The organism is Falsiroseomonas sp. HW251, from assembly GCF_050563545.1.
Classification (GTDB): Bacteria; Pseudomonadota; Alphaproteobacteria; order Acetobacterales; family Acetobacteraceae; genus Falsiroseomonas.
This window is the reverse complement of sequence record NZ_JBNXUM010000030.1, coordinates 18,790-40,146: the sequence shown is the minus strand read 5'-3', so window position 1 is coordinate 40,146 and position 21,357 is coordinate 18,790. Positions and strand designations below refer to the sequence as shown.

The 21,357-nt window shown below is 71.6% G+C and carries 21 protein-coding genes; 14 read left to right on the top strand and 7 right to left on the bottom strand.

The annotated features are described in order from the left end of the window. Positions 1–91: 91 nt before the first annotated feature. From ACLF3M_RS27610 to ACLF3M_RS27580, 7 genes are read right to left on the bottom strand one after another with little or no spacing between them, the layout of a single operon-like run. A complete protein-coding gene (locus tag ACLF3M_RS27610; protein ID WP_430660224.1) occupies positions 92–1,189 on the bottom strand; it encodes a CgeB family protein in 1,098 nt (365 codons plus the stop codon). Continuing rightward, positions 1,186–2,277: a CgeB family protein gene (locus ACLF3M_RS27605; protein WP_430660223.1), complete on the bottom strand. Its 1,092-nt coding sequence runs from the start codon at positions 2,275–2,277 to the stop codon at positions 1,186–1,188. Before ACLF3M_RS27605 ends, ACLF3M_RS27610 begins: the two co-directional genes overlap by 4 nt. Continuing rightward, a complete protein-coding gene (locus tag ACLF3M_RS27600; protein WP_430660222.1) occupies positions 2,274–3,380 on the bottom strand; it encodes a CgeB family protein in 1,107 nt (368 codons plus the stop codon). The genes ACLF3M_RS27605 and ACLF3M_RS27600 overlap by 4 nt, the downstream gene beginning before the upstream one ends. Then, positions 3,377–4,474, bottom strand: coding sequence for a glycosyltransferase family 4 protein (locus tag ACLF3M_RS27595; protein ID WP_430660221.1), 1,098 nt, complete (start codon positions 4,472–4,474; stop codon positions 3,377–3,379). The genes ACLF3M_RS27600 and ACLF3M_RS27595 overlap by 4 nt, the downstream gene beginning before the upstream one ends. Further along, positions 4,471–5,757, bottom strand: a complete 1,287-nt coding sequence (locus tag ACLF3M_RS27590; RefSeq protein ID WP_430660220.1) for a TIGR04295 family B12-binding domain-containing radical SAM protein — start codon at positions 5,755–5,757, stop codon at positions 4,471–4,473. Before ACLF3M_RS27590 ends, ACLF3M_RS27595 begins: the two co-directional genes overlap by 4 nt. Continuing rightward, the gene (locus ACLF3M_RS27585) at positions 5,754–6,806 is read right to left on the bottom strand and encodes an NAD-dependent epimerase/dehydratase family protein (protein WP_430660219.1); all 1,053 of its coding nucleotides are present in this window, start codon (positions 6,804–6,806) and stop codon (positions 5,754–5,756) included. The genes ACLF3M_RS27590 and ACLF3M_RS27585 overlap by 4 nt, the downstream gene beginning before the upstream one ends. Next, positions 6,803–7,915 carry an NAD-dependent epimerase/dehydratase family protein gene (locus ACLF3M_RS27580; protein WP_430660218.1) on the bottom strand — a complete coding sequence of 371 codons (1,113 nt, stop codon included), beginning with the start codon at positions 7,913–7,915 and terminating at the stop codon, positions 6,803–6,805. The genes ACLF3M_RS27585 and ACLF3M_RS27580 overlap by 4 nt, the downstream gene beginning before the upstream one ends. A 192-nt stretch (positions 7,916–8,107) precedes the next feature. On the opposite strand from ACLF3M_RS27580, the gene ACLF3M_RS27575 reads away from it, so the two are divergent. From ACLF3M_RS27575 to ACLF3M_RS27510, 14 genes are read left to right on the top strand one after another with little or no spacing between them, the layout of a single operon-like run. Beyond that, positions 8,108–9,181: an inositol-3-phosphate synthase gene (locus ACLF3M_RS27575; RefSeq protein WP_430660217.1), complete on the top strand. Its 1,074-nt coding sequence runs from the start codon at positions 8,108–8,110 to the stop codon at positions 9,179–9,181. Then, positions 9,178–9,765, top strand: coding sequence for a histidine phosphatase family protein (locus ACLF3M_RS27570; RefSeq protein WP_430660216.1), 588 nt, complete (start codon positions 9,178–9,180; stop codon positions 9,763–9,765). Before ACLF3M_RS27575 ends, ACLF3M_RS27570 begins: the two co-directional genes overlap by 4 nt. Continuing rightward, positions 9,762–10,517 carry a TIGR04290 family methyltransferase gene (locus ACLF3M_RS27565; protein WP_430660215.1) on the top strand — a complete coding sequence of 252 codons (756 nt, stop codon included), beginning with the start codon at positions 9,762–9,764 and terminating at the stop codon, positions 10,515–10,517. The genes ACLF3M_RS27570 and ACLF3M_RS27565 overlap by 4 nt, the downstream gene beginning before the upstream one ends. Beyond that, positions 10,514–11,398, top strand: a complete 885-nt coding sequence (locus ACLF3M_RS27560) for a beta-xylosidase (protein ID WP_430660214.1) — start codon at positions 10,514–10,516, stop codon at positions 11,396–11,398. The genes ACLF3M_RS27565 and ACLF3M_RS27560 overlap by 4 nt, the downstream gene beginning before the upstream one ends. A gap of 40 nt (positions 11,399–11,438) precedes the next feature. After that, positions 11,439–12,545, top strand: a complete 1,107-nt coding sequence (locus ACLF3M_RS27555; RefSeq protein ID WP_430660213.1) for a DNA topoisomerase IB — start codon at positions 11,439–11,441, stop codon at positions 12,543–12,545. Between the two features lie 36 nt (positions 12,546–12,581). Then, positions 12,582–13,661, top strand: coding sequence for a CgeB family protein (locus tag ACLF3M_RS27550; protein ID WP_430660212.1), 1,080 nt, complete (start codon positions 12,582–12,584; stop codon positions 13,659–13,661). A gap of 3 nt (positions 13,662–13,664) precedes the next feature. Further along, positions 13,665–14,441, top strand: a complete 777-nt coding sequence (locus ACLF3M_RS27545) for a nucleotidyltransferase family protein (protein WP_430660211.1) — start codon at positions 13,665–13,667, stop codon at positions 14,439–14,441. Next, positions 14,438–15,235: a PIG-L deacetylase family protein gene (locus tag ACLF3M_RS27540; protein WP_430660210.1), complete on the top strand. Its 798-nt coding sequence runs from the start codon at positions 14,438–14,440 to the stop codon at positions 15,233–15,235. Before ACLF3M_RS27545 ends, ACLF3M_RS27540 begins: the two co-directional genes overlap by 4 nt. Beyond that, positions 15,232–16,275: a glycosyltransferase gene (locus ACLF3M_RS27535; protein ID WP_430660209.1), complete on the top strand. Its 1,044-nt coding sequence runs from the start codon at positions 15,232–15,234 to the stop codon at positions 16,273–16,275. The genes ACLF3M_RS27540 and ACLF3M_RS27535 overlap by 4 nt, the downstream gene beginning before the upstream one ends. Continuing rightward, positions 16,259–17,257: a GNAT family N-acetyltransferase gene (locus tag ACLF3M_RS27530; RefSeq protein WP_430660208.1), complete on the top strand. Its 999-nt coding sequence runs from the start codon at positions 16,259–16,261 to the stop codon at positions 17,255–17,257. The genes ACLF3M_RS27535 and ACLF3M_RS27530 overlap by 17 nt, the downstream gene beginning before the upstream one ends. Next, positions 17,242–18,357 (top strand): phosphopentomutase, encoded by a 1,116-nt coding sequence (locus ACLF3M_RS27525; RefSeq protein WP_430660207.1) that lies wholly within the window; start codon positions 17,242–17,244, stop codon positions 18,355–18,357. Before ACLF3M_RS27530 ends, ACLF3M_RS27525 begins: the two co-directional genes overlap by 16 nt. Then, the gene (locus ACLF3M_RS27520) at positions 18,330–19,181 is read left to right on the top strand and encodes a class I SAM-dependent methyltransferase (protein WP_430660206.1); all 852 of its coding nucleotides are present in this window, start codon (positions 18,330–18,332) and stop codon (positions 19,179–19,181) included. The genes ACLF3M_RS27525 and ACLF3M_RS27520 overlap by 28 nt, the downstream gene beginning before the upstream one ends. Before the next feature lie 52 nt (positions 19,182–19,233). Then, the gene (locus ACLF3M_RS27515) at positions 19,234–20,343 is read left to right on the top strand and encodes a hypothetical protein (protein ID WP_430660205.1); all 1,110 of its coding nucleotides are present in this window, start codon (positions 19,234–19,236) and stop codon (positions 20,341–20,343) included. Positions 20,344–20,365: 22 nt separating this feature from the next. After that, positions 20,366–21,334 (top strand): FkbM family methyltransferase, encoded by a 969-nt coding sequence (locus tag ACLF3M_RS27510; RefSeq protein ID WP_430660204.1) that lies wholly within the window; start codon positions 20,366–20,368, stop codon positions 21,332–21,334. Positions 21,335–21,357 lie beyond the last annotated feature (23 nt).

Sequence of the window (21,357 nt, the reverse complement as noted above, 5' to 3'; positions counted from 1 at the left end):
GTCAGGGCAATGCGGGTCCAGCTTTCTCCGGCCCGGCGATTCACGCTCTTCGTATGCCGCCTACGGCGTGCACACTCAGAGCGATCGCGGGCTAGAGCCGCATCTCCTCCATAGCCGCGCGGTCGCGACGGCGCGTCATGGCGGTGCGGAGATGCGCCTCCAGCGCCGCGGCCCGGTGCGCCGCGGTGTGGGCGCGCAGCACGCGGCGACGCGCAGCGGTGGCGATGCGGCGGCGGCGTTCCCCGCCGGGGTCGTCGAGGGCGGCCAGCACCTCCTCCGCCGTCCGCGCCAGCAGGATCTCGCGATCGGGCACGAACAGGGAGGAAAGCCCGGGCCAGATGTCGGAGATCACCGGCGTTCCGCAGGACGCGGCCTCGAACAGCCGCACGCTCGGGCTCCAGCCCGCGCGCACCATGTCGGCACGCGTCACGTTCAGCGTGAAGCGCGATGCCGCGTAGAAGGCGGGATGGCCGGTCGGCGGCACATGCTCGATCCGCTCGACATTGGCCGGCCACTCGATGCCGGCGGGATATTGCGCACCGGCCACGACGAAGCGCAGACCCGGCGCGCGCCGCGCGGGTTCGATCAGCAGGCGCTCCAGCACGGGCTGCCGATCGGCGCTCCAGGTGCCGAGATAGGACAGGTCCCAGCGCGTCGCGCGGCGCATCGGCTGATAGGCGGCCGCGTCCACCGAGCAGTACAGGACCCGCGCCGCCCGCGCGCCATAGCGTCGTTCCAGCAGCGACAGCGTCGGCCCGCCGGTAAAGGAGAGGTAGAGGTCGTAGCCCGGGATCAGCGCCGGCGAGACGTATTCGTGGTCGCCGCGCGCCAGCTTCGCGAGCGTCACCGGCGTGTCGATGTCGTAGAAAGCCGTCACGCCTTCCGCCATCCGCTGCACCAGCCGCCCGACCGCGACGCCGTCAGGCACGTAGGAGCCGACGATCACCGCATCCGCGCCCGCGATCTCCCGTTTCCAGTCGGCAAGCCCGTCGAGGTCGCGGTAGAGCGCGAAGCGGCAGAAGCTGGGCTGCGGCAGGTCGCGGTTGGCGGCGTACCACGGCACGTCGCGCTCAAGGAACAGCACGTCGTGTCCGCGCGCGGCGAAAGCGCCGAGCAACGCGCGCCAGGTCGTGGCGTGCCCGTTCCCCCAGGCCGAGGAAAGACTGAGCCCCAGGACGACGAGTTTCATGCCGGCTGGGCCTGGCGCATCGCGGCGTGCTCCCGCAGCAAAGCGTCCACCTGCGACGCACGGCGTGCATAGGTGTGACCCGCCAGGATGCGCGCCCGCGCGGCCTGCCCGATCGCCCTTGCGCGGCCGGGATCGAGCGCGGCGAGGTGGTCCGCGACATCCGCGCCGTCGCGCGCGACCAGCACCTCCTCGCCGTCATCGAGAAACAGGCCGAGACCTTCCCAGGCGTCGGTGATCAGGCAGGCGCCGGCGCCCGCGGCTTCGAAGACGCGGGTCGCGGGGGAGAAGCCGGTCGCGGCCATGCTGTCCCGCGCCACGTTCAGCACGGCCAGGGCGGAGGCGTTGAAGGCATTGTGGTCCGCCGTGCCGACATGGCCGAGGGCGCGGACATTGCCCGGCATCGCCTTGCCGTCCCACCCATTGCCGCCGAGCACGAAGCGATCGCCGGGCCGCAGCGCGGCGGCACGCAGGAAGAACTCCTCGACCCGCGCCTCCCGGTCCGGAAGGCGGTTGGCCAGGAAGTTCAGATCGCCCGCGAAGCGCGGATCGGGCGACACGGGATGGTGCGTCGTCGGATCCAGCGCGTTGTAGACCGGTACGCAACGCTGCGCGCCGAGCTCGCGATAGCCCGTCACCACCGGCGGCCCGCCGCCATAGGTCAGCACGAGGTCGAGGCCCGGCAGACCGCGCCGCAGCGGATGCGCCGCATCGCCCCGTATCTCCGCCAGCGTCGCAGGCGCGTCCACGTCCCAGAAGATGCGCAGCGCATCGGGCCGCGCGGCGCGCATCACGCCGTCCAGCAGCTCGTCGTCGAAGACGCCGACGCCGCTCGCCTTCACCACGACATCCGCGTCCGCGGCCTGGGCGATGGCGGCCCGCAGCCCCGCCACATCGGCGCGCCAGACCCGCACCTCGGCCCAGTCCGGCGGGTCCATGTCGCGGTGGCGCTGCCGGTCGAACGCGTCGGGTTCATGGAAGGTCGTGTGGTGGCCGAGCAGCGCGAGCTCCCGGATCAGGCCGCGGTAGTAGGTGGCTGCTCCGTTCCACCAGGCCGACAGCAGGCTCGATCCGTAGAAGGCGATCCTCATGCCGGCAGTTCCGCGGGGGCGCGCAGCCGCGCGAGGTGGCCCAGCAGCTCGCGCGCGCGATGCAGGCAGGTATGACGTGCGCGGATCGTCGAGAGGCCGCGGGCCGCCAGCGCGTGGCGCAGCGCCGCGTCGTCGCGCAGGGCGCGCAGGTGGCGCGTCGCCTCGGCGCCGTTGCGGGCAACGAGGAAATCCTCGCCCGGCGTGAACAGCCCCTCGCTGTCGCTCCAGGGCGCGGACAGCAGCGGAATGCCGCAGGCGAGCGACTCGAAGACGCGGATCGTCGGGATGCCCGGCAGCGCGCGCGTGTAATGCCGCCGCGGCACATGGACGGTCGCGATGTGCCGGGCGAAGATGCCGGGCGCCGCGCTGTTGGGCAGCCAGCCGCGATACTGCGCGCCGTAGCGCGCCAGCGTGGCCAGCGCCTCTGGCGGGTAGCGGACGCCATGAATGTCGAGCGCCAGCTCCGCGTCACGCGCAGGGCGCAGCAGGAATTCCTCGAGCTCCTCACCACGTTCGTCGTCGCCCCAGTTGCCGATCCAGACGAGCCCGTCGCGTGGCTGCGCGCCGCTCAGCGGACGGAACAGGCTTGTGTCTGCGGCTTCATGCCAGACCAGCGCGCGGTCCCCCCAGCCCCAGCGGCGGTAGACCTCGGCCAATGTGGCGCCGAAGGCGAGCACGGCGTCATAGCCATCGAGGTCGAAGGCGTGGATCGCCTGCGGGTCGCTGACGGCGCGGTGATGCGTGTCGTGGAACAGCAGCGTGAATGGCGCACCGCGCCGCCGCATCGCGCCGAGTTCCGCGACGAGCCAGGGCTCGCTCCATTCGTGCACGACGACGGCCTCGGCGTCCTGCACCAGCGCAGCGATGCCGTCGCGCGTCGCATAGCTGCGCCACCCCAAGTCCGGGAAGTCGCGCTGGAAGACGGCGAGGCCGCCCTTGCCGTGGTCGCGCATCAGATTCGCCAGGCTCCAGCCATCCTCGGGCTCGCAGGCCAGCGTCTCATGCCCCAGCGCCTGCAATTGGCGCAGCACACCGCGCAGGAAATGCGCGTTGCCATGATTCCAGCAGGAGCGCAGGGAGTGGGTGAACCAGACGATCCTCACGCGGCGCTCCTTCCTCCTCCCTGCGCGAGTAGTCGCGCATGGATCGCGGCCATGCCCGCTGCCATCGCCTCGGCGGTGTAGCGTTGGGACCGGTGCAGGGCGGCAACGCGCAGCAAGCTTCTTTGTTCCCGGTTCCGCGACAGCATGAAGATGGCGTCCGCGAAGGCGGCCGCGTCGCCCGGCCGCACGAAGACGGCCGCGCCGTCCCACAACTCCCGGAAGGTCGGGATATCGGACAGGACCAGCGCGCAGCCGGCCTGCGCCGCCTCCAGCACCGCGAGCCCGAAAGGCTCGTAGCGCGCCGCGGAGACGAAGATGGGTCCGCGCGCGAGCCAGGCCGCGATCGCCTGCGCGTCCAGCCCGCCGAGAAGCCGCAGATGCGGCAGCGCGACGACGCTGCCATGCGGCGCGCCCGTAGGGCCCGCGGCGAAGAACGGCAGGTCGAGCACCGCAGCCGCCGCGTCGAGCGTGGCCACGTCCTTCGCCTCGTCCCAGAGCCGGCCCGCGGTGAAGGCGAAGTGTCCGGCGCGCGCGGCCACGCCCGATGCGCGGCGACCGTTCCACACGACCTCGGGCAGCGCGAGGCCGTGCACGCGCGCAGTGGCCGCCGCGAAGGCGCGGCTAGGCGCCACCAGGGCGTCACAGCGCGCATAGCCTTGCTTGAGCAGTGCGTCGCGCCAGGCGAAGTCGTCCGGCAGCGCTCCCTGCCGCATTGCGTCCCACCAGGTCGCCAGGCAGGAATGGCAGACGCCGACGACAGGACAGGGGAAACGCGCCGCGGCGGCGAGCGCCGGGCTGTTGAGCTGAAGCAGGTCGGCACGAACACGGGACGCCAGCGCGGCCAGCGCCTCGCCGGCGCGCAGGATCGCGGAGGGTTCCTTTGCCAGCCAATCCAGCGGCCAGCCCGTCTCCACCAGCGTCAACCTGGGTATCGCTGCAGCCGCTTCGCGATGCCGCGCCTCCACACCCGTGCCCATGACCGCCAGGGTAGTGCGCGTGCCGAGCGGGACCAACGCTGCCGCGAGGTCCATCGCATAGGTCCAGACGCCGCCGACCGCATCCGCCGTCATCAGGAGATGACGGTCGGCCCTCATCCCAAGCAGGCCGTTTCCAGTTCAGACAGCGGCAGCGGCCGCTCCTCCTGGATGTCGCTGAAGGCGTCGAACTGCGCGAGATAATGCGCGTGCGCGCGTTCCCAGGCCTGGTCGTCCGGCTCGCCCCAGAGGCGCCGATAATCCGGCGAGGAGGGATAGGGATAGAGCGGCACGGGATCGTTCGCCCAGACGCCACCGGCCTGGAGCTGCTGGCGCCAGGCCGAGACCATGGCGGCGTCGTCGCCTTCGACGCGGATCAGATTGGCCTGCACGAAAGGCACGAAGCGCTGGGCGTGCAGCAGGCGCTGCGCGAGCTCGTCCGTGCCGATGCGGCAATCCTTGTCGAGGGCGGCGCGGCCTTCAGGCGTGAGGCTCTCGACCCCGGCCTCGATCGAGACGCAGCCCGCGCGGCCCAGCAGTTCCAGCATCTCCGGCTTCCAGAGGTCGATGCGCGTCTGGATGCCGAAGGACAGCCCCCGCCCGACCATCGCCTCCAGCAGGGCGCGGTTGGGCAGGAAGATCTCATCGATGAAGTAGAGATAGGTCGCACCCTGCGCACGCAGGCCGTCGATCTCCTCCAGCAGCGGAGCCAGGTCGCGGCGCCGGTAACGGTCGCGGAAGTCGATCTTGGCGCAGAAGCTGCAGTGATAGGGGCACCCGCGCGACGCCTCGACCTCCGCGCCGGGCCCGAGCGGGGGCGCGTCGAAGCGGTGGTGGTGATGCGCGTGGCGCGCCACCCACTCGTCCGGCCAGCGCAGCGCCGGCAGGTCGGTGAAGCGGGTGGCCGCGGGCTCGCCGGTCACGCGGATGCCGCCGTCGAGGAAGGCGACGGAGGGAACGCGCGCGAGGTCCCCGGCGCCGGCGAGCGTGACGATCACCTCCTCGCATTCGCCACGCACGACGACGTCGCAGCCGAGCTTGCGCAGCGTCGCGCCGGGCGTCGCGGAACCATGCGGGCCGACGGCGACCGTCCGCCCGCCGCGCCTGCCGAGCGCGTCCAGGAATTCGCGGGGGATGCGCAGTTCCGGCGGCGCGCAGCGCCAGAACAGGTAAGTCGGCGCCGTGGTGACGACCGTCATCGCCGGGGCGAAATCGGCGACGGCGTCGGCGGTCTGCTCCTGCGACATGCCCTGCAGCGGCGCATCCAGCAGGAGCACCTCGTGTCCCGCGCGTTCCAGCAGCACGCGGGACGCACCGAGCTCCAGCGGGAGATGCGGCGCGCGGCATCCGAAATAGATGCTGCCCGAGAAGTCCCAGGCCGGGTTGACGAGCGCGATCCTCAACGCAGCGCCTCCTCCAGCTTGCGCGCGCCGATCCCTTCCTCGGCCAGCCATTCCGCGAGGTGCCGGATGCCGATCTTCCAGGGCACCGGTTCCGGCAGGCTCAAGGCGCTGCGGATCGCGCGCGCATCCGCGACGAACCAGCGCTGGTCGCCGGCGCGCGCCGGGCCGTATTCCACGCCGACCGGCCGGCCGGTGATCTCTCCGATCGCCTCCAGCAGCTGCACGAGGCTGACGGCGTTGGCCGGCCCGCCGCCGAGGTTGAAGGCCCGGCCGGCCACCCGGTCCATGTTCCGCCAGGCGCCGATCCAGGCCGCGACAGCATCGTCTACATGCAGGATGTCGCGGACCTGCGCGCCGTCACCGTAGAGCGTGACGCGCTCGTCGCGCAGGGCGCGGATCAGGAAATGCGCGACCCAGCCCTGGTCTTCGGTCCCCATCTGGCGCGGTCCGTAGATGCAGCTCATCCGCAGCACCGCTGCGGGCATGCCGTAGCTGCGCGCGAAGTCCAGCACGTACTGGTCGGCCGCGCCCTTGGAACACCCGTAGGGTGTGTGGAAGTCGAGCGGCCGGTCCTCCGCCACACCTAGGCGGCGCAGGCCGATCGCCTCCGGCAGCCAGGCGTCCCCATCGTGTCGCAATGCGACATCGCCGAGGTCGCCATAGACCTTGTTGGTGCTGGCAAAGACCAGGGGACAGGGCGGGCCCGGCCGGCGGCGCAGCAAGTCCAGAAGCTGGAAGGTGCCCTGCAGGTTGACCGCGAAATCCTCTGCTGGCTCGACGAGGCTGGTCGTCACCGCGACCTGGGCAGCCAGGTGGAACACGCCATCCACGTCGCGCAGCGCTGCGTCCAGCGCCGACCCGTCGCGGATATCGCCTATCGCCGCGTGGATGCGCTTCGGATGGCGGCCCCGCAGCCAGGACAGGTTGCGCGACACGCCAGGGCGTCGCAGCGCGTCGAAGACGACCACGTCATGCCCGGCCTGGGCCAGCCTGTCCGACAGATTCGCACCGATGAAGCCGGCGCCACCGGTGACCAGCAGCCGGCTCACGCCACCAGGCCCCGTGCTTCAAGTTCGCGCCGCGCCTGGTGGACGCGGTCTTCCGCCTGCTGTCGCGCCACCCAATGCGCCAGCTCCGCCAGTCCGTCGCGGAAGTCGCGCTGCGCGACGTAGCCGAGGCGCGCCCGCGCGAGCGACAGGTCCGGCACGCAATGCCGGATGTCGCCGGCACGCGCCTTGTCCGCGATCTCCGGCGCGATGCCACGGCGTTCCATCGCCTCGGCCAGCAACAGCGCGACCTCGGCGACCGTGCGCTCCTCTCCACTGCCGATGTTGAAGACGCCGCCCGCGGCCTCCGGTCGTTCGAGCGCAAGCAGGAAGGCGCGCGCGACGTCCTCGACATGGACGAAGTCGCGGCGCTGGCGCCCGTCCTCGAAGATGACCGGCGGCTGGCCGTTCTGCAGGCGGGCCGCGAAGATCGCCAGCACGCCGGTATAAGGGTTGGACAGCGCCTGACCTGGCCCGTAGGCGTTCCACAGGCGCAGCGCGACGCCTTCCATGCCGTAGGCCGGCGCCAGCGTCAGCGTCAGCCGTTCCTGCGCGTATTTCGTGATGGCGTAGACCGACGCCAGCGCGGGCCGCTTCGTCTCCGGCGTCGGCACCGGCACCAGCGGGCGGCCCTGCGCGTCCAGCGGATCCCAGGGCTCGCCGGACGCGCGCGGCTTACGCGTGACGGACTCGTGCAGTGCGCCATCGGCGTCGCGGTACAGCCCTTCGCCGTAGACGCTCATCGACGACGCGACCACGACGCGCGCCACGGGCTTCTCGATCAACGCCTGGAACAGCACCGCGGTGCCCTGGTCGTTGACCGAGACGTAGCGGTCGACGGCATACATGCTCTGCCCGACGCCGACCTCGGCGGCGAGGTGCACCACCTTGTCCACCCCGACAAGCGCGCGCCTCAGCATTGCGATGTCGCGTATGTCGCCAATGACGAGTTCCGCATCCGCGGGAAGCCCGCGCGCGCGCGACGCGTCGCCGTGCACCTGCTCGATCAGGCTGTCCAGCACGCGCACGCGATGGCCGCGCCGCAGCAGCAGCCTGGCGAGATGACAGCCGATGAAACCCGCCCCACCGGTGATGAGAATCCGATCGGCCACGCGCTGCCCTCCGTTGCGTACGACGCGGCGGCAAGCGCCAGCGACCGTGATTCGGAACGCAACGGCGCGAATGCGGTGCAGCACGTAGGCGTCACAATGCGGTGTCCGGTGCAAAGGGGTGACGGCGCGACGGAACGCTTGCGCGCATGAGGGGTTTCGGCGTCGCAACGCGGCGGGAACGGAGGGCGGTGCGTGGCAGGCGGCACGGTGAGGGTCGGCATCGCCGGCGTGGGTAATTGCGCGTCGTCCTTCGTGCAGGGGCTGGTCCGCTACCGTGATGCGCAGTCACCCGAGCCCGGCTTGCCGCATCCCGATCTCGGCGGCTACCGCGTGGGCGACATCGAAGTGGTGAGCGCCTTCGACGTCGCCGCCGGCAAGGTCGGACGCGACATCGCGGAAGCCATCGGTGCCGATCCCAACAACACGCTGCGCTTCGCGGAAGTGCCCGCGACCGGCGTAACGGTGCGCCGCGGCCCGACGCTGGACGGCCTCGGCCGCTACCTCGCCGATGAGATCGAGGAGGATGCCACGCCGCCCTGCGACGTGGCCGACGTCCTGCGCCGGAGCGGCACCGAGATCCTGGTTTCCTGGCTTCCCGTGGGCTCGCAGCGGGCGACGGAGCACTACGCCGAAGCCGCGCTTGCTGCCGGCTGCGCCTTCGTCAACTGCATACCGGTCTTCATTGCCTCCGACCCCGCCTGGCGCAAGCGCTTCGAGGAACGCGCATTGCCGCTGATCGGCGACGACATCAAGAGCCAGCTCGGCGCCACTATCCTGCACCGCGCGCTCGCTCATCTATTCCGTGAGCGAGGCGTGCGGCTGGACCGCACCTATCAGCTTAACTTTGGCGGCAACACCGACTTCCTCAACATGCTGGAGCGCGAGCGGCTGACGTCGAAGAAGATCTCCAAGACCCGTGCGGTGACGAGCCAGATGGATGTCGTGCCGCGCGAATCCGACGTGCATGTCGGCCCGAGCGACTTCGTGCCGTGGCTGGACGACCGCAAATGGGCCTACATCCGGATGGAGGGCACGAGCTTCGGCGGGGCGCCGCTGAACGTGGAAGTGAAGCTCGAGGTCTGGGACAGTCCCAATTCCGCGGGCATCGTGATGGATGCGGTTCGCTGCGCCAAGGTTGCGCGCGACCGCGGCATCGGCGGCGCGCTGGACGCGCCCTCCGCCTGGTTCATGAAGTCGCCGCCGCGTCAGATGACGGACCATGACGCGCATGAGGCGACGCAGCGCTTCGTGGCGGGCACGGCATGATCCTGCTGTTGGCACGGCATGCCGCGCATCGGGGCGCCGGCCAAGTGCTGAGCGGTCGTACGGACGAGACAGGGCTGACCGAGGTCGGGCGGGCGCAAGCCGCGGCGCTGACTGCGCGACTTCTGGCGCGCCCGCCATCCATGCTGGTGGCGAGCCCGCGTCGGCGCGCGCGCGAAACCGCGGCAATCGTCGCGACTAGCCTGAAGCGGCCGGTGGACGTCGCCGATGCGCTTGACGAGCTGGACTATGGCGAATGGACGGGACGCGAGATCGCGTCTCTCGCCGCCGAGCCTGCCTGGCGCTGCTGGAACGAGCAGCGCGGCGTTGGCCGCCCGCCCGGCGGGGAGGCGATGCACGAGGCGCAGTCCCGCATCCTGCGCTGGATCGAGGCGCTGCCGCAGGGCGGCCCGGTTCTCGCCATCAGCCATGGCGACGTGATCAAGGCGGCGCTCGCGGCCTTCCTCGGCCTGTCGCTGGACGCGCATCAGCGCTTCGACATCGCGCCGGCCTCGCTCAGCGCGATCGAGCTCTGGCCCGGTGGCGGACGGGTGCTCTGGATGAACCTGCTGGCGGAGGCCGCATGATCCTGGACCGCGAGACCATCCGCGAACGCGCGGCCGCGCTCGGGCCGTGGTTCCACAACCTGGATCTCGGCGGCGTGCGCACGGCTCCGGACCACTTCCTTGGCGACTATCCCGCGGTCAAGTGGCGGCACTTCGCGCATGCAATCCCTGCCGACCTGACCGGGCGCAGCGTGCTCGACATCGGCTGCAACGGCGGCTTCTACAGCATCGAGATGAAGCGCCGCGGCGCCGCCCGCGTCGTCGGCATTGATTCCGACGCGGATTACCTCGCCCAGGCACGCTTCGCCGCCGAGGTCACGGGCCAGGAGATCGAGTTCCGCCAGCTCTCGGTCTACGACGTCGGCGCACTGGGGGAGCGCTTCGACATCGTGCTCTTCCTCGGCGTGCTCTACCACCTGCGCCATCCCCTGCTGGCGCTCGACCTGATCCACGAGCATGCAGCGCGCGACCTGCTGGTGTTCCAGTCCATGCAGCGCGGCGCGGACACCGTGGCGCAGCTGGAGGACGACTACGCTTTCCAGGACACGCGCCCCTTCGACGACCGCGCCTGGCCGAAGCTGCATTTCGTGGAGCATCGCTACGCAGGCGACTGGACGAACTGGTGGGTGCCGAACCGCGCCTGCGCCGAGGCGATGCTGCGTTCCGCCGGCTTCGCCATCGCCGCCCACCCCGAGGCCGAGGTCTATGTCTGCCGTCGTGTCGCCGCACCCGAGGGCGCCGAGGCCGTCTACCCCGCGAGGTCCCGCGCATGATCGAAGCGGCCATGATCTGGAACGAGCCGAACAACAAGTCGCACTGGGATCCCGAGCTCGATCCGGGCTGGCGCCGCTTCGCCGAGACCGCCATCGCCGCCGGCCGCGCGATCCGCGATGCGCATCCCACGCTGCCGCGGGTGCTGGGCGGCATGTCGCCGATCGACCCGGCCTTCGTGCGCAACATGGATTCTCGGGGCGTGCTGGACCAGGTGGACGCCGTCGCGGTGCACGGCTTCCCGCTGGACTGGAACCTCTGGTCCATCCATGACTGGCCCGCGAAGCTGGACGAGATCCGTGCCGTCACGGACAAGCCGGTCTGGGTCAGCGAGGTCGGCGTGTCCTCCTTCGGGGCGGAGGAGGTGCAGCTCTGGGGCCTGCGCCGCACGGCGGAGTTGCTGACGGGACGTGCCCCGCGCATCCACTGGTACAGCCTGCACGACCTGCCGCGCACCTGGGAGGCGACGACCCGGCACAAGGAAGCCGAGGGCAGTTCCTACTACCGCCACTTCCACATGGGCCTGGTGCGGGACGACGGCAGCCAGAAGCCAGCCTTCGACGCATTCGCCGATCTCACGCCCGCGCTCGGCCTCTGCCAGTGGTTCCATTTCGAGGATCACCGGCTTGACGAGTCCGTCGCGCTGATGAAGCGGCTCGGCGTGACCTATCTCCGCACCGGCCTGTCCTGGGCGGATTACTACCGGCCCGACGCGCTGCGCTGGTTCGACCGTCAGATGAAGGCGCTGCGCGACTTCCAGGTCACCGTCACCTTCTGCTTCACGCCGGAGCACAAGGGGCCAGGCCGGCACCACACGAGCCCGCCGGATCACCCCGAGGAGTTCGGCGCCTTCTGTGCGGAGATGGTGCGACGCTACGCCTGACCGCGGTGAACCCGCGGCGCACTGCCGGGTTCTCTCCCTCATGCCCTTCGATGACGACGCCGCCCCGGTCGTCGACCCCCGTGACGCCGCGGCCGAGGCCGGGCTGCGCTATGTCTCGGACGAGGGTCCGGGCATCGCACGCCAGCCGGCCGGCAAGGCTTTCTCCTACCGCCTGCCCAAGGGCGGCGCGGTCAAGGACAAGGCCACGCTCGAGCGCATCCGCTCGCTCGCGATCCCGCCGGCCTGGACCGAGGTCTGGATCTGCCCGCACCCCGACGGCCACATCCAGGCCACCGGCCGCGACGCGCGCGGGCGCAAGCAGTACCGCTATCACCCGCGCTGGCGGGAAGTGCGCGATGCCGCGAAGTACGAGCACCTCCTTGAATTCGCCCGCGCCCTGCCCGCGATCCGCGAGCGCCTCACGGCCGACATGGCTCGCTCCGGCCTGCCGCGGGAGAAGGTCCTGGCGACCGTCGTGCATCTCCTGGAGACCACGCTGATCCGGGTCGGCAACGATGAGTACGCCGCGAAGAACGGCAGCTACGGCCTGACCACGCTGAAGGACAGGCACGTCAAGGTGGAAGGCGGCGAGTTGCGCTTCGCCTTCAAGGGGAAGAGCGGCAAGACCTGGCGCCTCGGCATCAAGGATCGCCGCGTGGCCCGCATCGTGCGCGCCTGCCAGGAGCTGCCGGGGCAGGAGCTGTTCCAGTATCTCGACGAGGCCGGCGAGACCCGCGACGTCACCTCCGCCGACGTCAACGCCTACCTCCGCGAGATCACGGGCCGCGATATCACTGCGAAGGACTTCCGGACCTGGGCGGGCACCGTGCTCGCGGCGCTGGCGCTGCGCGAGTTCGAGCGCGTGGACAGCCAGGCCGCGGCCAAGCGCAACATCCGCGCGGCGATCGAGCGGGTGTCCGCGCGGCTCGGCAACACGCCGACGATCTGCCGCAAGTGCTACGTCCATCCCGCCGTGCTGGAAGGCTATCTCGGCGGCAGCCTGGCCGAGGAGATCGGTGCGGAAGCCGAGGCCGAGCTGCGCGACGACCTCGCGGGACTGCCGCCGGAAGAAGCCGCGGTGCTGGCTATGCTTGCGAGCCGGCTGCGTGATGAAACCGCCGCGCGCGCACCGAACGAACATCGCTGAATTCGCGTTGCAGCCGCAGCACGGTTGCGGGGTCGCATGAAGCTCGTCGTCTTCGGCCTGTCCATCACCTCGGCTTGGGGCAACGGCCATGCCACGCTCTGGCGCGCGCTGTGCCGGGCGCTGGGCGCGGCGGGGCATCGCGTGCTGTTCTGCGAACGCGACACCCCGTGGTACGCCGGGGCGCGCGACGATCTCGACATTCCCGGGCTGGAGACGCTGGTCTATCCGGACTGGGACAGCGTGCGGCCACGCGCGACGGCAGCGCTGCGCGACGCGGATGCGGCTATCGTCACGTCCTTCTGCGCGGATGGTCCGGCGGCCTCCGCCCTGGTGCAGGAAGCCGCGCGGCCGGTCCGCGTCTTCTACGACCTCGACACGCCGGTCACGCTCGCGCGCCTGGCGCGCGGGGAACGGCCGGACTACCTGCCGCTCGACGGGCTGGCCGGCTTCGACCTGGTGCTCAGCTACACCGGCGGCGCGGCACCGGAACGCCTGCGGGAAGCGCTGGGCGCAAGGCATGTCGTGCCACTCTACGGCAGCGTGGACCCGGACGCGCACCATCCTGCGCCGCCGCTGCCGCACTATGCCGCGGATCTCTCGCATCTCGGCACCTATGCCGCCGACCGCCACGCCGCGCTCGACCGCTTGTTCATCGACCCGGCGCGGCGACGGCCGGCATCGCGCTTTGTCCTTGCCGGCGCGCAATACCCGCTCGACTTCCCCTGGACGCCGAACATCCACTTCGTCCGCCATCTGCCGCCGGGCGAGCATCCCGCCTTCTTTTCCTCCTCGCGCTGGACGCTGAACGTGACCCGGCAGGACATGGCGGCGTTGGGCTGGTGCCCCTCCGGCCGGCTATTCGAGGCCGCGTCCTGCGGCACGCCGGTGATCAGCGACGCCTGGGACGGGCTGGCCGACTTCTACACGCCCGGCGAGGAGATCCTGCTCGCGCGGGACACCGACGACGTGCTGGACGCGCTCGACATGGACAGGGCGCAGCGCGACCGCATCGCCGCCCGCGCGCGGGAACGCACGCTGGACGAGCACACGGCCACGCGCCGCGCCGCGCAGCTTCTGAATGCGCTGGCCTCCGTCCGCGCCAGTGCGGCGGCCTGAGCGATGTGGGGCATCATCCCCGCCGCGGGCCTCGGCAGCCGCATCCAGCCCCTCGCCTTCTCCAAGGAATTGCTGCCGGTCGGCAGCCGGCTGGAGAACGGCGTCGAACGACCGCGCGCCGTCAGCGAGCACCTGATCGAGCGCATGCTGGAAGCCGGCGTGGACCGGATCTGCATGGTGATCTCGCCGGGCAAGAGCGACATCGTCAACTACTACGGTGCGCGCATTGGCGGCGCGCGGATCTGCTACGTCGTGCAGGCCGAACCGCGCGGGCTCTGCGACGCCATCTTCGCCGCCGCCCCCTTTATCAGCGAGGAGGAGGAGGTCGCGGTCGGCCTGCCCGACACCATCTGGTTCCCGCGCGAGGGCCTGGCGCTGCTGCCGCCGGGGCGTCTGTCCTTCCTGCTGTTCCCTGTCGCACGGCCGGAATTCTTCGACGCCGTCGTGACGGACGAGGCAGGCCGCGTGCAGGAGATCCAGGTCAAGCAGCAAGGCGCGCGGTCCAACTGGGTCTGGGGTGCCTTCCGCATGCCGGGCAACGTGCTGCACGACCTGCACGCGCTCTGGCAGGATGCCGGCCGCGGCGACGAGTTCATCGGCACGCTCGTCAACGCCTGGCTCGCGCGCGGCAATCATGCCGTCGGCCTGCGTGCCGGCACGACCTATGTGGATGTCGGCACCATGCATGGCTGGCGCGAAGCCGCCGCGCTGCTCGGCGCCGGGCCGGAGGAGCAGGCTTCCGTCCTGCCCTTCCGCGCGCTGCAGGGCCGCCGGGCATGAGCGCGGAGGCGATCCTGGCCGGGATCGCCGCGGGCGGCACGGCGCGGCTGCTCGTGATCGCCGCGCACCCCGACGACGAGACGATCGGCCTCGGCGCGCTGCTGTGCCGCAATCCGGACTCGGCGGTGCTGCACGTGACGGATGGCGCACCGCGGGACGGCCGCGACGCGGCCCGGCACGGCTTCGCCTCGGTCGAGGACTACGCGTTGGCGCGGCGGCGGGAAGCGCTGGCGGCGCTGGCGATCGCGGGCATTCCTGAAGAGCGCGTCCTCACGCTCGGCATTGCCGATCAGCAAACCACGCTGCATCTCGTGCCCGTCGCGCATCGCCTGACCGAGGCGATCCACGCGCTGCGCCCGGACATCGTCGTCACCCACGCCTATGAAGGCGGCCATCCCGACCACGACGCGGTCGCCTTCGCCGTGCGCGCGGCGCTTCGCGCCCTGCGCTCGCCGCCGCCGCTGGCCGAGATGACCGGCTACCACGCCGGACCGCGCGGCCTGGAAGCCGGGCGCTTCCTGCCGCCGGAGGAGCGCGCCTTCGCCTTTCCCCTGGGGCAGGAGGAGGCGGCGAAGCGGCGCATGCTCGACGCCTACGCCACGCAGCGCGCGGTGCTGTCCGCATTCCCGCTGCGCACGGAGTGGCTGCGCCCGGCGCCCGAAGCGGATTTCGCGCAGCCGCCGCATCCCGGCACGCTGTTCTACGAAGGACATGACTGGAACATGGACGGCGCGATGTTCCGCGCCCTCGCGGCCGCCGCCCAGCAGGGACTGGGGCCCATGCCATGGCGTTGAGCATCGTCCTCGTCGCCTTTCCCTTCGCCCCGGTCGGCCCAGACGCGGTGGGTGGCGCGGAGCAGGTGCTGACGCGCCTCGATGCCGCGCTGGTGGCGCAGGGCTATCGCAGCACGGTCATCGCCTGCGACGGCTCCGTCACCGCGGGCGAGCTGGTCGCGCTGCCGCGTATCGCCGGCGAAATCACCGACACCGCGCGGGAGGCGGTGCATGCCGCGCTGCGCCGCGCGATGGCGGCTACCATCGCGCGCATCCGGCCCGACCTCGTGCACCTGCATGGCGTGGACGCCATGGACTACCTGCCGGCGCCGGGTGTTCCGGCGCTGGTCACGCTGCATCTGCCGCCATCCTGGTATCCGCCACAGACCTGGCGCCTGACGCGGCCCGAGACCTGGCTGCACCCCGTCTCCTCGAGCCAGCACTCGGCCTGCCCACCCTGCCCCGCGCTGCTCCCGCCGATCCCGAACGGCGTGCCGGTGGAGGCGCTGCGATCGCGCGTGTCGAAGCGCGACTTCGCGCTCTGCCTCGGGCGCATCTGCGCGGAGAAGAATCAGCACCAAGCGCTGGAGGCAGGGACGCGCGCCGGCATGAGCGTGCTGCTCGGCGGCGAGGTCTTCGGCTATCCCGCGCACCAGGATTACTGGCGTCGCCAGGTGCTGCCGCGTCTCGACGGCGCGCACGGCTTCCTCGGCCCCGTCGGCTTCGCGCGCAAGCGGCGGCTGCTGTCGGCCGCGCGCTGCCTGGTCTCCGCGAGCCTGGCGCCGGAGACGAGTTCGCTCGTCGCGATGGAGGCACTCGCCTGCGGAACCCCGGTTGTCGCCTTCCCCTCCGGCGCGCTGCCGGAGATCGTCGAGGACGGCGTGACCGGCTTCCTGGTGCGCGACGTCGCGGAGATGGCCGAGGCGATGCGCGCCGCCGCGCGGCTCGACCCCGAGGCCTGCCGCGCCGCGGCGCGGGCCCGTTTCAGCGACCGCGTCATGGCGGGCCGCTACCTGTCGCTCTACCGGCGTCTCGCGGTGCGCCATGCCGTACCGGCTTGAGGCGACGACGCCCGAGGCGGTCGCGTCGGATTGGGCGGCGCTCTGGTCGCGGGCGCCCGACGCGACGCCCTTCCAGCACCCGGCCTGGCTGATCCCGTGGTGGCGCCATTTCGACGAGGGCGATCTGCGGCTGCTGGCGCTGCGTGACGGCGAGCATTTGCGCGCGCTGCTGCCGCTCTATGTCCATCGGCGCGGCCTGCTGCCTCTCGGCATCGGGACCAGCGACTACCTCGATGCGCTGGCCGAGCCCGGCTTCGCGGAGCCCGCGATGGCCGCCTTCCTGGCGCATCGCCACGACGGGTTTGACCGCGCGGATTGGCCGCAGCTCCGCCCGGCCTCGCCGCTCCTGTCGGGCAAGGCGCCGCCGGGCTGGCGGGACGCGACCGAGCCGGCGGAGCCCTGCCCCGTGCTCGCACTGCCCGCGCGCTTCGACCTGCTGGGCGAGCGTGTCTCGGCCAAGACGCTGCGCGATCTCCGCACCGCGCGTCGCCGCGCGGCGGAAGCCGGCGCCAGTTTCGAGGAAGCGACGGCAGCGACGCTCACCGGGATCCTGGATGCGCTGTTCCACCTGCACGCGGCGCGCTGGGCGACACGCGGGGAAGCCGGCGTGCTCGCCGATCCCCGCGTCGAGGCCTGGCATCGCGACGCCGCGCCGGCGCTGTTGCAGGCCGGCCTGCTGCGGCTGTTCGCGCTTCGGCTGGACGGCCGCATCGTCGGCGTCATCCATGCGCTAGCCGATCCGCCGGGCCGCGTGCGGCGGACGCTGTATCTCTATCTCCAGGGCTTCGACCCCGCGCTTGAACGCCTGTCGCCCGGCCTGCTGCTGGTCGGCGAGGCTGTCGAGCGAGGAATCGCGGACGGCTTCGCAGCGGTCGACTTCCTGCGCGGTCAGGAACGCTACAAGAGCTTCTGGGGCGCGGCCAATGCGCCTACCTTCCGACGCGTGCTGATCCCGCCGGAGGCCGCATGCGCGCGCTGCTGATCGTGCTGGACGGCGTCGGCATCGGCGCGGCGCCCGATGCGGACGCCTATGGTGATGCCGGATCCGACACGCTGGGCCATGTGCTCCGCGCGACCGGCGTCGCGCTGCCGACGCTGGGCGCGCTCGGCCTCGACCGTCTTCGGGGGCTTGATGCGCCGGCGGCCGCGCTGCATGGCCGCATGCGCGAACGCTCCGCCGGCAAGGACAGCACCACCGGCCATTGGGAAATCGCGGGCATCGAGCTCGACCAGCCCTTCGCCGTCTTCGACCGGTTCCCCGGCGACCTCGTCGCCGCCATCGAATCCGAGGCCGGCATCCGCTTCATCGGCAACCGGCCCGCCAGCGGCACCGCCATCATCGAGGAACTCGGCGAGGAGCATCTGCGGACCGGCAGGCCGATCCTCTACACCTCGGCCGATTCCGTCCTGCAGATCGCGGCGCATGAGGACATCATCCCGGTGGACCGCCTCTACGCGATCTGCGAGGTCGCGCGGCGCCATGCCGATGCGCACCGCATCGGCCGCGTCATCGCTCGCCCCTTCGCCGGCGGCCCCGGCGCCTTCCGCCGCACGCCGCGGCGGCACGACTATTCGATGGCGCCGCCGCGCAGCGTGCTGGATGCGATCGCGGAATCGGGCCTGCCGGTGATCTCCGTCGGCAAGGTGGCCGACCTCTTCGCGGGGCAAGGCATCGCGGCGTCGCATCCCACGGCCGACAACGCCGACGGAATGGGCCGCACGGACGCGATCTGGCGCGACACGCGCGACGGGCTCGTCTTCGTCAACCTGCTGGACTTCGACACGGTGTTCGGCCACCGGCGCGACGTCGCGGGCTTCGCGCAGGCGCTGGCCGACTTCGACGCCTGGCTTGCGAGCTTCATCCCGCGGGTCGCCCCGGACGACCTGCTGATCGTCACCGCCGACCATGGCTGCGATCCCACCCATCCCGGCACTGACCACACGCGGGAGGAGGTGCCGCTACTGATCCTCCACCGCGGCCGCGCCGGGCCGCTCGGCACGCGGGACGGCTTCGGCGACGTCGCGGCTACCATCGCCCGGCATCTCGGCGTGCCATGGCCGTCGGGCCGCAGCGCGATCTGAGCGAGGCGGTGCTGGCCGGCCACCGCGCCGGTCAGCTCTCGGCCGAGGTCGCGCTGATGCGCCTGGTGCTCGGCGGCGTGCCGGCCGCGGCGATCCCCGCGCTGGTGCGGGACGATCCCGCTCTGGCCGCGCTCGCCGCGCGACAGGGACCGGGTCTCATGCGGCTCGAGGCTCTCCGCACGCTCGGCGCCGACCACGCGCCGGGCACCGGCATCGAGGCCACGCGTGCCATGTTCGACCGCCTGGTCGCGGCCAGCCCGGAAGCCGCGGTCGCCGCCTATTCGCTCGGCGACGCCGCCACGCTGGAGGCGGCGACGGCGGAACTCGTGGCCTGGCTGCGCGGCCTCGGCCTGCTCGCCGGCCGCCCGCGGGTGCTCGACCTCGGCTGCGGGATCGGGCGGGTCGGGGCGGCACTCGCGGAGGAGGCGGCGTGCGTGCTCGGCCTCGACATCTCGGCGGGCATGGTGGCCGAGGCCCGGGTGCGGCACGCGGGTCGGGGCAATCTCGCCTTCGCCACCTGCTCCGGCCGCGACCTCGTGGGGTTGCCGGAAGCCGGCTTCGACCTCGTCCTGGCGGTGGACGTCTTCCCCTATCTCGTGCAGGCCGGGCCAGCGGTTGCCGCCGGCATGCTGGCCGAGGCGGCGCGGGTGCTGCGGACGGGCGGGCACCTCGTCATCCTGAACTGGAGCTACGGTCCTGCCGCCCCGCCGGATGCGCCGGGGCTCGAGTCCCTGGAGGCCGGGACGCGGCCGCTTGCCCTCTGGGATGGCGTCGCATTCCGTTTACGCCGATCCGCTAGGCTTGCTGACGCCTTCCCCCTGTGATCGAAGGCTGCAGGGCGCTGCTGCCGCGGCGCGAACGAGGTTGCGGGACGAGATGCGCGAAGTGGTGGGCCGCCCGGTCCCCGGGCCGAGGGGCACGGAGCGGGCCGGCGGGCAGGGCAGGCCCGGGCCGCAGGCCAAGGCCGGGCTGCAGCGCACCGCCGTGGAGTGGGGCTTCCGCCTGCTGGCGGGCAGGCCCGCGGCGAGCGAGGAGGAATTCGCGGCCTTCCAGGCGATGCCGGACATCGATTCGCTGCGGCGTGCCTTCACCAACACCGCCGAGTTCCACGCCTTCTTCGATTCCGTCCTGACGGGCCAGCCGAGCTGGACCTTGCCGCTCTTCCTGCTCCGTCCGCCCACCGTGGAAGGGCTGGCCTGGACGTTCGAGCCGCCGACGCTCGAGCATCCCGTCAGCCAGCTCTGCACGGCGTCCCAGTTCGCCGACCCCGCCTTCCTGGAGATCGTCGGCGCGATGGGCCTGCGCGCCGCGCCGAGCCGCTCGCAATGGGAACAGGCCTGGATCGTCTCCGTCCTCGCCACGGCGGGGCTGGTCGCGCCGGGCCGCGCCGGCCTCGCCCTGGCCTGCGGGCGGGAACGCATCGCGTCGCTGCTGGCGTCCCGCGGCGTGCAGGTCACGGCGACGGACGGGCAGGAACGCGAGGCCCGCGCGGCGGAGCACCGGCGCCTCGAGCTCTTCTACCCCGAGATCATCCCGATCGCCGACTTCGACCAGCTCGTCCGCTTCATGCGGCTCGATACCCGCGATGTCGGGCGGGTCTCGCCCGCGGGCTTCGATTTCTGCTGGTCACTCGGCGTGCCCGAGCGGCTGGGTTCGGTCCAGGCCGCGGTCGAGTTCCTGGAGGCGAGCCTGGCGCCGCTGAAGCCGGGCGGGCTCGCGGTCCACAGCTTCGCCTTCAACCTGACCTCCGAGACCGTAACCTGGGAGATGCCGGACCTCGTCATGCTGCGGCGCCCGGACATCGAGGCGATGGCGGCCCGCCTGCGGCAGAAGGGCCATACCCTTCTCCCTCTCAACACCCATCCCGGCCTGCTCCCGGAAGACGAGATGGTGAAGACCGACCAGGTCGGCCCGCCCGGCCTGCGGCAGCGCCATGGCGTCGTGGTCAGCACCTCTTTCGGTCTCGCGATCCGAAAGGCAGCCTGAACACCCTACGCAAGGATCGCTGATGCTGAAGACACTGCGCCGCCTGTCGCGGCGATCGGCCCGCGCTCTTGGCGAATGGCTGATCAGCGCCGCCGGGCCGGCGTCGCCCACGGAGGTTACGCTTCGCGGCATGTCGTCCCGGCAGGAGGCGATTTTCGCCTACCTCTACCAGCGCACCCACACCCACTACCATTCGATGGCGGTACCGGTCGGCGAGAACACGGTCCTCGCCCTGCTGCACGCGCGACTGATGATCTATCTCGACACGCGCGGGCGGGATCTCGCGCCCCACGTCATGATGTTCGGGATCTGGGAGCCGCCCTACACGCAGCTGTTCCAGCGGCTGATCCGGCCGGGCGACACGGTTTTCGACATCGGGGCGCATCATGGCGTCTACACGCTGCTCGGCGCCGTCGCGACCGGCCATGGCGGCAAGGTGCACGCCTTCGAGCCCAACCCGCGCTATGCCGAACTGCTCGATCGCTCCATCGCCGTGAATGGCTTCGGCGGCATCTGCCAGTTGCACCCCGTGGCGGTCGGCGCGGCCGAGGGCCAGACGGAGTTGCATTTCTCCTTCGAGTATGGCGGCGGTGGTCACCTTGCCCTGGCGGGCTATCCGCTGCGCGGCGAGAAGCAGGGCAGCGCCTGCAGGGTCGTCGCGCTCGACGACCTGTTCCCCGACCCAGCGACGACGGTGGACGTGATGAAGATGGATGTCGAGGGGACGGAAACCAACGCGGTTCGCGGCATGCGCGGGCTGCTCGCGCGGTCGCCGCGGGCCAGGGTAATGTTCGAATTCGCGCCGCAGTTGCTGACCGCCCATGGCGGCGGGCCGGCGGCGCTGATCGAGGAATTCAGGACTCTCGGCTTCCGCTTCTGGAGCATCGAAGAGCAGGGCGGGATCCGGCCCGCGGACGAGGCCGAGCTCGCCGCGCGCAGGACAGGGCTCGCAAACATCCTGGCCGCGCGCGAGGACCCCTTCGCCGGCTGAGCCATGCGTCCCGCGCCTGGGCG

Bases quoted from the DNA above. Each gene is read 5' to 3' on its own strand.
- ACLF3M_RS27610 (WP_430660224.1), bottom strand. From the start codon at position 1,189: ATGAAACTCGTCGTCCTGGGGCTCAGTCTTTCCTCGGCCTGGGGGAAC.
- ACLF3M_RS27605 (WP_430660223.1), bottom strand. From the start codon at position 2,277: ATGAGGATCGCCTTCTACGGATCGAGCCTGCTGTCGGCCTGGTGGAAC.
- ACLF3M_RS27595 (WP_430660221.1), bottom strand. From the start codon at position 4,474: ATGAGGGCCGACCGTCATCTCCTGATGACGGCGGATGCGGTCGGCGGC.
- ACLF3M_RS27570 (WP_430660216.1), top strand. From the start codon at position 9,178: ATGATCCTGCTGTTGGCACGGCATGCCGCGCATCGGGGCGCCGGCCAA.
- ACLF3M_RS27565 (WP_430660215.1), top strand. From the start codon at position 9,762: ATGATCCTGGACCGCGAGACCATCCGCGAACGCGCGGCCGCGCTCGGG.
- ACLF3M_RS27560 (WP_430660214.1), top strand. From the start codon at position 10,514: ATGATCGAAGCGGCCATGATCTGGAACGAGCCGAACAACAAGTCGCAC.
- ACLF3M_RS27555 (WP_430660213.1), top strand. From the start codon at position 11,439: ATGCCCTTCGATGACGACGCCGCCCCGGTCGTCGACCCCCGTGACGCC.
- ACLF3M_RS27550 (WP_430660212.1), top strand. From the start codon at position 12,582: ATGAAGCTCGTCGTCTTCGGCCTGTCCATCACCTCGGCTTGGGGCAAC.
- ACLF3M_RS27545 (WP_430660211.1), top strand. From the start codon at position 13,665: ATGTGGGGCATCATCCCCGCCGCGGGCCTCGGCAGCCGCATCCAGCCC.
- ACLF3M_RS27540 (WP_430660210.1), top strand. From the start codon at position 14,438: ATGAGCGCGGAGGCGATCCTGGCCGGGATCGCCGCGGGCGGCACGGCG.
- ACLF3M_RS27530 (WP_430660208.1), top strand. From the start codon at position 16,259: ATGCCGTACCGGCTTGAGGCGACGACGCCCGAGGCGGTCGCGTCGGAT.
- ACLF3M_RS27525 (WP_430660207.1), top strand. From the start codon at position 17,242: ATGCGCGCGCTGCTGATCGTGCTGGACGGCGTCGGCATCGGCGCGGCG.
- ACLF3M_RS27520 (WP_430660206.1), top strand. From the start codon at position 18,330: ATGGCCGTCGGGCCGCAGCGCGATCTGAGCGAGGCGGTGCTGGCCGGC.
- ACLF3M_RS27515 (WP_430660205.1), top strand. From the start codon at position 19,234: ATGCGCGAAGTGGTGGGCCGCCCGGTCCCCGGGCCGAGGGGCACGGAG.
- ACLF3M_RS27510 (WP_430660204.1), top strand. From the start codon at position 20,366: ATGCTGAAGACACTGCGCCGCCTGTCGCGGCGATCGGCCCGCGCTCTT.